At 67.8% G+C, this 11,069-nt stretch carries 8 protein-coding genes; 3 read left to right on the top strand and 5 right to left on the bottom strand.

Features of this window, described 5'->3' with window-relative positions; translation table 11 throughout:
- Positions 1 to 4 precede the first annotated feature (4 nt).
- The 4 genes from V8201_RS09105 to V8201_RS09090 all read right to left on the bottom strand — a co-directional run bounded on the left by V8201_RS09105 (position 5) and on the right by V8201_RS09090 (position 4,806).
- Positions 5 to 592: a hypothetical protein gene (locus V8201_RS09105; RefSeq protein WP_336545086.1), complete on the bottom strand. Its 588-nt coding sequence runs from the start codon at positions 590 to 592 to the stop codon at positions 5 to 7.
- Between the two features lie 62 nt (positions 593 to 654).
- Positions 655 to 888: a helix-turn-helix domain-containing protein gene (locus tag V8201_RS09100; protein WP_336545085.1), complete on the bottom strand. Its 234-nt coding sequence runs from the start codon at positions 886 to 888 to the stop codon at positions 655 to 657.
- A 92-nt stretch (positions 889 to 980) separates the two neighbouring features.
- Positions 981 to 2,510 carry a tyrosine-type recombinase/integrase gene (locus V8201_RS09095; protein WP_336545084.1) on the bottom strand — a complete coding sequence of 510 codons (1,530 nt, stop codon included), beginning with the start codon at positions 2,508 to 2,510 and terminating at the stop codon, positions 981 to 983.
- A 187-nt stretch (positions 2,511 to 2,697) separates the two neighbouring features.
- On the bottom strand, positions 2,698 to 4,806 hold the full coding sequence (locus tag V8201_RS09090; RefSeq protein WP_336545083.1) for a prolyl oligopeptidase family serine peptidase: 2,109 nt from the start codon (positions 4,804 to 4,806) through the stop codon (positions 2,698 to 2,700).
- 84 nt (positions 4,807 to 4,890) lie between these two features.
- Between V8201_RS09090 and V8201_RS09085 the strand changes: the two genes are divergently transcribed.
- Entirely contained in the window at positions 4,891 to 6,288 is a 1,398-nt protein-coding gene (locus V8201_RS09085; protein ID WP_336545082.1) for an MFS transporter, read from the top strand.
- A gap of 28 nt (positions 6,289 to 6,316) precedes the next feature.
- Here the strand turns inward: V8201_RS09085 and V8201_RS09080 are convergent, their stop codons facing one another.
- Entirely contained in the window at positions 6,317 to 8,047 is a 1,731-nt protein-coding gene (locus tag V8201_RS09080; protein WP_336545081.1) for a DUF885 domain-containing protein, read from the bottom strand.
- A gap of 119 nt (positions 8,048 to 8,166) precedes the next feature.
- On the opposite strand from V8201_RS09080, the gene V8201_RS09075 reads away from it, so the two are divergent.
- Both V8201_RS09075 and acs read left to right on the top strand, forming a co-directional pair.
- Entirely contained in the window at positions 8,167 to 8,994 is an 828-nt protein-coding gene (locus V8201_RS09075) for an alpha/beta fold hydrolase (RefSeq protein WP_037536524.1), read from the top strand.
- 120 nt (positions 8,995 to 9,114) lie between these two features.
- Positions 9,115 to 11,052, top strand: a complete 1,938-nt coding sequence (acs, locus tag V8201_RS09070; protein WP_336545080.1) for an acetate--CoA ligase — start codon at positions 9,115 to 9,117, stop codon at positions 11,050 to 11,052.
- Positions 11,053 to 11,069 lie beyond the last annotated feature (17 nt).

Below are 11,069 nucleotides of genomic sequence, written 5' to 3'. Positions count from 1 at the left end.
TGAATTAAATGCGATGCCAGCCGTCCGGCACCTGTCCGGCGCGGCGCTGCTGCTGCGCCCACTGGTTGCGCGGGTTCGTGGCGGCCCGAAGCTGCCCGGCCGGGATCGCCCAGAGGCTGCGGCGGATTGCACCACGCGACACGGCTCGAACCTCGACGATGATGCGCAGATGGCGTCCCCCGCGGCTCGCCCGGTGCTCGCTCTCCAGCGCACGGCTGGTCATCGGCGCGAGCGCATCGCTGCCGGCCAGCGATTGGCGCTCATGAACGCGCAGCGGCCGCAGGAGCACGCCGCCGGCGCGGTGGGCTCGCTCTTCGTCCGAACCGCGCGGCGCATCACACGGCCAGGGCAGCGTGGGCACGCCGATCGGCGCGGCACGCCGGATCATTTCGTCGCCACCGACGCGGGCGATGCCGGGGCGGGTGCGAACCAGTCCGTTACCTAGGTCCGCCACTTCGACGACCGGGCGCTCCCCTGGAGCCACAGCGAAGTCATCTCCCGCGATGTTAAGAAGCAGCCGCGTGGCCGCCCCGCGCAAGTGTCGCCGGCGCTGAAGCGCTTCCGCAAACGGCGAATTAAGAGTATAGATCATCTCGGTTCCTACCATTCCCGAGCCGTTCGGCGTTCGCGCGCCGGGCGGCTCTTCCATTTGGATCAAGCCGCGACGTGGACGTCGTTCAGCCACGCTTCTGCGTCTTCGACGCGGACGAAGCGGCGGTTGCCGCGCAGAAGAGTGCGCAGCCGGCCTTCGTTGATCTCGCGATAGAGCTTGGTCTTGCCGATCGAATAACGGCGGCAGAACTCACCGACGTCGAGCAGGCGGGCGTCGGCCGCGGGCTCGCGCTTCTTCCATGGGCGCTGCTGATCGGTATCAGGCGATTGGTTCATCTGGCTTCTCCAGCTACGTGCTGGAGAAGGGTTACGATCGTTTAGGAACGGGTAGGAGCCGCCAGTCGGGTTCGATTGTGCTGCCGCCTGCTCTACCCACGTTGCGCATCAAGCTCGCGCCGCAGCCGCCGCACCGTGGGGTCGCGAGCGTCGAGGTGGGTCGGCACGGACGGCGGCGTGGTTTCGTCCCTGCCCGCCGCCGGCTTACGCGTCTGGTGCCGCTCGCCGGCGCTTTCCAGCTCGACACGCGATCCCAGCACGCGACGCTTGGCCGCCGGTATAGCTTCGCCGTGACCGACATCGACATCCGCCACGGCTGTCAGCGCGTCGATCGCGTCGCGCACTGCCCGGTTCGGCGTGCGGCCGCCTCGGTCCCTCATGTCCGCTGCCAACGCCAGCACCGCGTCTTCTGCGGCTGCATCATCCGATGCGGGTGCGCTGGCGCAGTAGGTCGCCCAATCCGCCATCATCGCCCGGCGTTTCGCGAGCAGATCGCCGCGCCGATAGGCCTTCTCGGCCTTGTTGCCGATCGTGTGGGCCAGCGCCATTTCGCAAACCTCATGCGGATAGGCCGTCTCTTCGGACGCCCAATCACGGAAGGTGCTGCGGAAGCCGTGCACGGTGATCCCGTCGCGCTCCATCCGCTTCAGCACCGCCGCCAGCGACATGTTGCTGAGGCCGGTCTTCGGCTTCGAGCCGGGAAAGACGTAGAGTTCGTCAAGCCCTTCCATTTGGCCGATGATCTCCATCGCCCGATCGGTGAGCGGCACAACGTGTTCAAGGTTGGCCTTCATCCGCGATGCCGGAATGGTCCACGTCTTCGCATCCGCGTCGATCTCCGCCCACGTCGCGCCGATCACCTCGCCCGTGCGCCCCGCGGTCAGGATCGTGAACTCCAGCGCTCTCGCCCCGGTGCCCGCCCGCCGGCGCAGATCGGCCACGAATGCGGGAGCCTCGGCATAGGGAAGCGCGGGGTGGTGCTCGACCGTCTGCACCTTCGACTTGCGGGGGAGCAGGTGATCGAGATTGCCGCGGAGGCGCGCCGGGTTCTCGCCCGTGCGGAAGCCACGCACCTTCGCCCAATCAAGTATCCGCTCCACGCGCCCGCGGACGCGAGACGCCGTTTCCGTCTTCGTCGTCCAGATCGGAAGCAGCACCTTCAGCACTTGGTCGACGTCGACCGCCTGGACGGGCGTGTCGCCGATCGCCGGATAGACATATGCCTGCATCGTCGCCGGCCACTGCGCAGCATGGACCGGGTTCTTCCAGCCAGCCTTGTGCGCTTCGATATAGGCTTCCGCGCACGCCCTGAACGTCATGGCGGTGGCCGCGGCGAGCGCTGCGCGGGTGCGGAGCGCCTTGCGGGCCTCGATAGGGTCGATCCCGTCGAGGAGCTGCTTGCGGGCCTCCAGCGCCTTCGCACGGGCTTCGGCCAGGGTGATCGTCGTGAGAGGGCCAAGGCCCATCTCGCGCTGCTTCCCGTGCATCGTGAACCGAAGGCTCCACGATCGCGTGCCAGCGGGCGACACCTGGAGCCAAAGGTTGCCGCCGTCCGCGTGCATCCCGGCCGGGAGCTTGTTGATCTGCGTCGCTATCAGCCGGTTCGTCGATCGCCGCGCCATAATCGAACTCCACCACCCATGTTTCTACCCACATTGCATGGGCGGTCAAATAGGGTCAAGTAGGAACGATCACGGACACGGGAAAGCACCGGAATGGCTGATTTCTGCCATTCCGGTGCTGCGATGAGCTATTGAGAACGCGGGTGAGTTAGACACTCCCTCCGCCACACGGCGCCTGCGCCCTTCCCTAATTCGCCGGGCCGAGCAGCTTCTGCGCGAAATAGGTCATCTGCAACGCCTGCAAGCGCGCGCCCTGTTCGATATCGGCGTCGCCGGAATGGCCGCCGGCGGTGTCCTCGTAGAACAGATAGGGCAGGCCATATTCCTTCAGGCGCGCGGCGAACTTGCGCGCGTGCTGCGGGCCGACGCGGTCGTCCTTGGTCGTCGTCCAGATATAGGGTTCGGGATAGGCGACGCTGCGTTTGATGTTCTGATAGGGCGAGATGGTCGCGAGGAAGGCGCGCTCCTCGGGCACCGACGCCGAGCCATATTCGTCGACCCATGACGCGCCCGCGGCGATCTGTTCGTAGCGGAGCATGTCGAGCAGCGGCACCTGGATCGTCACCGCCTTCCAGAGGTCGGGATGCTGGTTGAACTCGACGCCCATCAACAGGCCGCCGTTCGATCCGCCATAGATGCCGAGCTTGGCCGGACTGGTCAGCTTGCGCGTGAACAGGTCCTTGGCGACGCTGGCAAAATCGTCGTAGATCACCTGCCGCTTGGTCTTGCGCCCGGCATCGTGCCACTTCGGCCCGAACTCGCCGCCGCCGCGGATGTTGGCGAGGACGTAGGAGCCGCCGCGCTCGAGCCACAATTTGCCGGTGATCGCCGAATAGCCGGGCAGCATCGGCAGCTCGAACCCGCCATAAGCGGTCATGATCGTCGGCGTGCTGCCGTCGAGCGCGATGCCCTTCTTGTGGACGATGAAATAGGGCACCTTGGTACCGTCGGTCGAGGTCGCTTCATGCTGTTCGACGACGAGGTTGCTCGCGTCGAACTTGGCGGGCAGCGTCTTGACCGGTGCGGCGACGCGGCCGCTCGCGGCGTCGATCGGCAGCAGGGTCGTCGGCGTCAGGAAGCCGGTGACGGTGAGATAGCCGTGATCGCTCTTGTCGTCAGCGCTGGCGACACCGAGCGAGACGTTGTCGGGCAGCGCGATCGGCCGCGCCGTCCACCCGCCCGTGCCCGGCGTATAGACAGCCGCACGCCCGCGGACATTATCGTTATAGATCAGGACGACATGGTCCTTGGTCGTCACCACCTCGTCGACCGACTGACGCGGGTTGGGCGCGAACACCACGGTCGGGCGGATCGCATTCGCCTGCACCTCGGCGAGCGGCGCCGAGGCAACCGAGCCGGCGTTGATCGCGCCCCACGGATCGCTGGTCTGGAACAGCACCTGGCCGGCGACCATGCCGACCGGGCTGGTCCGCGCCGGAATGTCGAGCTTCTTCGTTCCCGCCGGCGTCCAGACGTGGGTCTCGCCGCCGAAGAAGGTCACCCGCCGCTCGATCGTCACCAGCCGATTGCCCTGGCCGTCGGTGATTACGCCGGCATAGGTGCCGAGCTGGTCGGTCGGCTGACCGCGGAAGATCTCCTGCGCGCCGGCCAGCGGCTGGCCCCGCTTCACCGTCTTGACGACGAAGGGATAGCTCGACGCGGTCATCGTGCCCTCGCCCCAGTCGCGGCTGACCAGCAGCGTATCCTTGTCGAGCCAGCTCGCGCCCTGTTTCGACTTGGGCAGCGCGAAGCCGCCGGCGACGAACTGGCCGCTGGCGAGATCGAACTCCCGATAGCTGATCGCGTCCTCGCCGCCTTCGGACAGCGCGACGAGGCACAGCCGCTCTTCGGGCTGGAGGCAGGTCGCGCCCTTCCACACCCACTTCTTGCCTTCCGCCTTCGACAGCGCATCGAGATCGAGCACCGTCGTCCACTTCGGCTGCGGCCGGGCATAGTCCGCCTCGCTGGTCCAGCGCCAGATGCCCTGCGGATGATCGGCGTCGCGCCAGAAATTGTAGATCCGGCCGAACAGCTGGCTCGGCATCGGAATACGGTCCTTTGCCGAGGCGATCGCCAGCGCTTCGGCATAGAAGGTCCCGTAGCGCGGATCGTTCTGCAACCGCGGCAGCGTGCGCGCATTCTCCGCCTCGACCCAGGCGAGCGGCTTGGCGCCGTCCTTGTCCTCGAGCCAGAGATAGGGATCGGTCTGGGTGCTGGTCGTCATGGCGGTGCTTTGCGCGAGCGCGGGCGCGGCGGCAAGGATCGTCGAGGCGATCAGCAGGCTTCGGAGGATCATCGGCGCTAGTCTCCCTGTCGTTGGACCGGTCTTGCCGGGCAAAGCGTTGCCGCGCAATCCGCCGCGACGATCAGGAGACACGCGATGACCGATGGCCTGCCCCTGCCCCGCCGCTATGTCGCGATCGGCGCCATTTCCGCGGGGACGGCGCTGGTCATCATCGACGGCGGCATCGCCACGGTGGCGCTGCCGACGATCGCGCGCGACCTGCACGTCGGCAACAGCGCGGTGGTGGCGGTGGTCACCGTCTACCAGCTGATCCTGGCGATGATGATCCTGCCCTTCGCCGGGCTGGGCGACAAATTCGGGTTGAAGCGCACCTATCAGTTCGGCCAGCTCGTCTTCACCGTGGCGACGATGCTGTGCTTCTTCGCCAAGAGCCTGCCCTTCCTGCTCGTCGTGCGGGCCGCGCAGGCGCTGGGCGCGGCGGCGGCGCTCAGCGTCTCGTCGGCGCTGATCCGCTCGATCTACCCGGCGAAGCAGCTGGGGCGCGGGCTCGGCATCAACTCCGTCGTGGTGTCGAGTTCGGCGGCGCTGGCACCGACGCTCGGCGGCCTGGTGCTCGGCATCGCGCCCTGGCCCTGGGTCTTTGCGAGCGCCGTGCCGTTCGCCTTGCTCAGCCTCGTCCTAGGTCGGGCCCTGCCGGCGCCGCAGCCGCGCGACGAGCCGTTCGACGTGCTCGGCGCGGTCATGTGCGCGAGCATGATCGGCCTCGTCATCTCGGGGGCGGAGAGCGCCGTCCACGGCGACAGTCCCGTGGTGTCGGCGGCGATCGTCGCGGTCGGCGCCGCGATCGGCTGGATCTTCGTGCGGCGCGAGCGTGGCGAGGCGAAGCCGATCCTGCCGATCGACCTGCTCGCGCGGCCGGTGATCGCGCTGTCGGCGATCGGCGCCTATACCGCCTTCACCGCGTCGATGACCCTGCTGCTGTCGACGCCGTTCCGCTTGCAGCATGGCTTCGGCTTCTCCGCCGCCGAGGTTGGCGCGGCGATCGCGCCATGGCCGCTCACCAACATGATCGTCGCACCGCTCGCCGGCTGGCTGTCCGACCGGGTGCCCGCGGGCGTGCTCGGCGGGATCGGCATGGCGGTGTCGATCGTCGCGCTGCTGCTGATCGCCACGCTGCCCGCGGACGCGGCCTATGTCGACATCGCCTGGCGGATGGCCTTGTGCGGCTCCGGTTTCGGTCTCTTCCTGCCGCCCAACGCCCGCCTCATCATCGGCTCGGCCCCGCGGGAGCGGGCCGCCGCCGCCGGTGGACTGGTCGGCACGGTCCGGCTCGTCGGGCAGACGACCGGCGCGACTTTGGTCGCGGCGCTGCTCGCGATCAACGTCGGCGCCGGCATGGCGCCGCCGCTGGTCGCCGCCGGCCTTGCGGCGGTGGCGGGGATATGCAGCCTCGCCCGCCTGCGCCCGTCGATCCGCAACCCGCGCAGCGACGAGGCGGAAGACCAACAGCCGGGAACGCAGGTCTCGCGCTGACCCGCACCCGGCCGGTCTCAGCGCACCGTCAGAACACCGCCCGCGCGGTCGGCTCGCCCATCATGCGCTGACGGACGAGCGGGATCGCCGGGCCGCCGTAGCTCAGGAACTGGTCGTGGAAGGCCTTCCACGCCGTGCGGCCGCCCCGCGTCGCGGTCCAGTCGTCGCGGAGCTTGCGGATCATCAGCTTGCCGAGCGTGTAGTTGAGATAGGCGGGATCGTAGGTGCCGCGCGCCGCCTGCTGGCGCGAATTGCCTTCGTCCTGATAGCATTGCTCGCGGAACATCTGCAGGCTCTGCGCCTGCGTCATGCCGCGGGCGTGCAGGCCGATCGCCGACAGGAAGCGGCAGTCGCGCAGCAGCGCGTTGCTGATCTGGCCGACATGCGTCTCGGCATCGCCATTGCCGAGGCCGGCGTCCCACATCATCTCCTCGGCATAATGCGCCCAGCCCTCGGCAAAGGCATAGCCGACGAAGACCCGGCCGAACATCGACGGCGAGCGGTTGGCGTGGAGGAATTGCAGGAAATGCCCCGGCATCACCTCGTGGACCGAGGTGAACAGCAGATCCTTCTTGCCCGGCACGAAGGCATCCTGCGTCTTCTTGTCCCAGGCGGGATCGGGCGGCGAGATATAATAGACCGAGGGGACGTTCTTCTCATACGGCCCGGCGGGATCGATATAGGCGGAGTTCTGCCGGTTGTAGGGCGGACTTTCCTCGACCTTCGCTTCCTCGGTGCCGGGGATGGTGACGAGATCCTTGGCGATGACGAACGCCCGCAGCTCTGGGATCTGACGGCGCGCCTCGGCGACCGGGCCGTCGGGCGACTTGTTGGCGTTCATCTTGTCGATGCAGGCGGGGATCGTCTGGCCGGGCGCGAATTGCCGGCAGGCGGCGGCGAGCGCATCCTGGTTGCGCTTGAGGTCGGCGCGTCCCGCCGCTTCGAGCGTCGCGAGCGGGGTATCGACGCCTTCCGTCGCGCCGACCATCCGCTGGAATCGATCGGCGCCGAGCGCGAAATCGCCGGTGGCAGTGGCGCGCTGCCCTTCGAGCCACGTGCCGAGCGCCCGCACGGCCGCGCTGGCCGCCGCGGCGGACGTGGCGAGCTGTTTCTGCAAGGCCGGGTCGCGCACCTCGGCGAAGGCGGCCTTGGCATCGCCGGTGTAGTAATCGGCGAAGCCGTTGAAGCCGGCGACGCCATAATCGATGAACGATCGCGGCATCGGCGTCTTCAGATTGGCGCGGATCGCCTGCGCCGCCGCCGGCACCCGGCCGAAGAAGGCGACCAGCGCCTTCATCCGCGTCGGTGCGTCGGCATAGGGCCGCGCGATATAGACGTTGGGATCGAGCCCGCCCCCGACATAATAGGCCGGGTTGGTGTGCGGCTGATCGGCATCGTCGAGCCAGAACAATTTCCCTTCGGCGACGCGGATCAGATAGTCGCGCTCGAACCGCTCGTCGGGAGTGAGGTCGGCATCCTTGAAGCCGCGCGCGCGGTCGATCGCCTGGCGGAGGAAGGCCGACTGGCGTTTCAGCCCGGCCGCGCTCCAGTCCGGCAGTTGGCCGTCGAAATCGTGACGGCCCTGATAGACCGCAGTGGCCGGATCGAGCTTGAACCAGCCTTCGATGAACCCGTCGCGAAAGGCGGCGAAGCCCTGCGTCGCAGCGGTCCGCGCCTGGCTCTCCGCCGGCGCCGGCGTTCCGCCGAATCCTGCTGCCGTGGCGATGGCGAGCAGCGCTGCCGCCGCGATGATCCGCATGACTATGTCCCCTGATTCGTTTGGTATACGTCATGCTGGCACTGCCACGCGGCGAACGCCAGCGAGGAACAGCGCGCCGGAAGCCACGTTGTCGCCAACGGATTACGAGAGGATCGGCCATGCCTTATGTGAAGACGCGCGACGGTACCGACATCTATGTCAAGGATTGGGGATCCGGCCGGCCGGTGATCCTGCTGCACGGCTGGCCGTTGTCGGCGGACAGCTGGGATCCGCAGATGATGGCGCTGGCCGATGCCGGCTTCCGCGCGATCGCTTATGACCGGCGCGGCTTCGGCCGGTCGGGCCAGCCCTGGAGCGGCTATGAGTATGACACGCTCGCCGATGATCTCGCCGACGTGATGGCGGCGACCGGTGCCGACAGCGACGCGACGCTGGTCGGTTTCTCGATGGGCGGCGGCGAGGTCGCCCGCTACATGAGCCGGCACGGCGGCAAGGGCGTGATCGCCGCGGCGCTGGTCTCGTCGGTCGTACCCTATATGCTGAAGACCGACGACAATCCCTATGGCACGCCCGAGGACAAGCTCGCCGAGATCGGGGAGAATATCCAGAAGGACCGCGCCCATTTCTTCCGCGACACCTTCTTCAAGCAGTTCTTCGGCGTCGGCGTGATCAGTCATCCGGTCAGCGACGACGTGCTCGACGCAGCGACGGCGACGGCCTTGCAGGCGGGGCTCAAGCCGACGCTCGCCTGCGCCGAGGCGTTCGGCCATACCGACTTCCGCCCGGACCTGGCCGCCTTCCGCGTCCCGACGCTGATCATTCACGGCACCAGCGACCAGACGGTGCCGATCGACGCCGCCGGTCGCGCCGCCGCGGAGGGCATCGCAAACAGCCAGCTCGTCGAATATGACGGTGCCCCGCATGGCCTGTTCGCGACGCATGGCGATCGCCTGACCAACGATCTGCTCACCTTCCTCGGCCGCTGAGGCCTGATAACCGGACCGTATCGCCCGCGCGTCAGACGACTGGCGCCGGGCGATCGGCTCCCCTATCCCACCGGCGGGCGCCGGCCGGCGTCCGCGGCCTGCACAGCGGGGATGCCTTGAGTGACCGACCCTGAAATCTACCCGATCACCGGCGATTGGACCAACGCCAGCCTCAACCCGAAACGCTACGAAGACCTGTACGAAGCCGCCGCGAGCAGCCCGGGCAGCTTCTGGCTGGATCAGGCGACCAAACGCCTCGACTGGATCGAGCCACCGACGATCGCCGGCGACTGGTCGTTCGCCAAGGCCGACTTCCATATCCGCTGGTTCGCCGATGGTCAGCTCAATGTCGCCGCCAATTGCCTCGACCGTCATCTCGCCAAGAACGGCGATACCGTTGCGATCATCTGGGAGCCGGACGAGCCCGGTGAGGCGGCGCGCCACATCACCTATCGCCAATTGCATGCCGAGGTCTGCCGCTTCGCCAACGTGCTGAAGGCGCAAGGCGTCGCCAAGGGCGACCGCGTCACGCTCTACATGCCGATGATCCCGGAAGCGGCCTATGCCGCCCTCGCCTGCGCCCGGATCGGCGCGATCCATTCGGTGGTGTTCGGCGGCTTCTCCGCCGATGCGCTCGCCGGCCGGATCGAGGATTGCGGATCGAAGATCGTCATCACCGCCGACGAGGGCCGCCGCGGCGGCAAGCGCATCACGCTCAAGGCCTGTGTCGACGAAGCGGCGAGCCGTGCCCCGTCGCTGGAGCGGGTCATCGTCGTGCGCGCGACCGGTGCCGACGTGCCGATGGGGGAGCGCGATATCTGGTATCACGACGCGCTGGCCACGGTGAGTGACATCTGCCCGCCCGAGCCGATGGCGGCGGAGGATCCGCTGTTCATCCTCTACACCAGCGGGTCGACCGGCAAGCCGAAGGGCGTGCTGCACAGCTCCGCAGGCTATCTGCTGTGGGCCGATTTCACTTTCAAGATCGCCTTCGACTATAAGCCCGGCCAGGTCTTCTGGTGCGCCGCCGACATCGGCTGGGTCACCGGGCACAGCTACATCCTCTATGGGCCGCTCTCGAACGGCGCGACGACGCTGATGTTCGAAGGCCTGCCGACCTGGCCCGATGCGAGCCGCATCTGGCAGGTGGTCGATCGCCACAAGGTGCACACGCTGTTCACCGCTCCCACGGCGCTGCGTGCACTGATGAAGGAAGGCGACGACTTCGTCCGTCGGACCGATCGGTCATCGCTCAAGCTGCTCGGTTCGGTCGGCGAGCCGATCAATCCGGAGGCCTGGCGCTGGTATCACGACGTCGTCGGCGAGGGCCGCGCGCCGATCGTCGACGCCTGGTGGCAGACCGAAACGGGCGGCATCATGATCGCCCCCCTGCCCGGTGCCGTGCCGATGAAGCCGGGCTCGGCCGCCAAGCCGTTGCCGGGCGTGATGCCGCAGCTCGTCGACGACCAGGGCACGCCGCTGACCGGGCCGGCCTCGGGCAATCTCTGCATCACGCAGAGCTGGCCGGGGCAGATGCGCGGCGTGTGGGGTGACGACGAGCGGTTCTTCCAGACCTATTTCACCACCTATGAAGGCAAATATTTCACCGGCGACGGCTGCCGCCGCGATGCCGACGGTTATTACTGGATCACCGGACGCGTCGACGACGTGATCAACGTCTCCGGTCATCGGATGGGGACCGCCGAAGTCGAGAGCGCGCTCGTGCTGCACGAAGCGGTGGCAGAGGCCGCGGTGGTCGGCATGCCGCACGACGTGAAGGGACAGGGCATCTACGCCTATGTCACGCTCAACGCCGGCGTGACGGGCGATGACGAACTGCGGCGGGCGTTGATCGCCTGGGTGCGGCACGAGATCGGCCCGATCGCCACGCCCGACAAATTGCAGTTCGCGCCGGCCTTGCCGAAGACCCGATCCGGCAAGATCATGCGCCGCATCCTGCGCAAGATCGCCGAGGGGGATACGTCGAGCCTCGGCGATACGTCGACGCTCGCCGATCCGGCGGTGGTCGACGATCTGGTCGCCAACCGCGTCGTCTGACCCCGTGAGCGGCGGGA

Origin of the sequence: Sphingomonas kyungheensis (assembly GCF_037120395.1) — a bacterium.
Lineage (GTDB): Bacteria > Pseudomonadota > Alphaproteobacteria > Sphingomonadales > Sphingomonadaceae > Sphingomonas > Sphingomonas kyungheensis.
Note: the sequence above shows the minus strand (reverse complement) of the source record. Positions and strands in the feature narration are given on the sequence as shown.

What these genes read in the sequence shown, in the direction of transcription:
- V8201_RS09105 (WP_336545086.1), bottom strand. Translation starts at nt 592, where the DNA reads ATGATCTATACTCTTAATTCGCCGTTTGCGGAAGCGCTTCAGCGCCGG.
- V8201_RS09100 (WP_336545085.1), bottom strand. Translation starts at nt 888, where the DNA reads ATGAACCAATCGCCTGATACCGATCAGCAGCGCCCATGGAAGAAGCGC.
- V8201_RS09095 (WP_336545084.1), bottom strand. Translation starts at nt 2,510, where the DNA reads ATGGCGCGGCGATCGACGAACCGGCTGATAGCGACGCAGATCAACAAG.
- V8201_RS09090 (WP_336545083.1), bottom strand. Translation starts at nt 4,806, where the DNA reads ATGATCCTCCGAAGCCTGCTGATCGCCTCGACGATCCTTGCCGCCGCG.
- V8201_RS09085 (WP_336545082.1), top strand. Translation starts at nt 4,891, where the DNA reads ATGACCGATGGCCTGCCCCTGCCCCGCCGCTATGTCGCGATCGGCGCC.
- V8201_RS09080 (WP_336545081.1), bottom strand. Translation starts at nt 8,047, where the DNA reads ATGCGGATCATCGCGGCGGCAGCGCTGCTCGCCATCGCCACGGCAGCA.
- V8201_RS09075 (WP_037536524.1), top strand. Translation starts at nt 8,167, where the DNA reads ATGCCTTATGTGAAGACGCGCGACGGTACCGACATCTATGTCAAGGAT.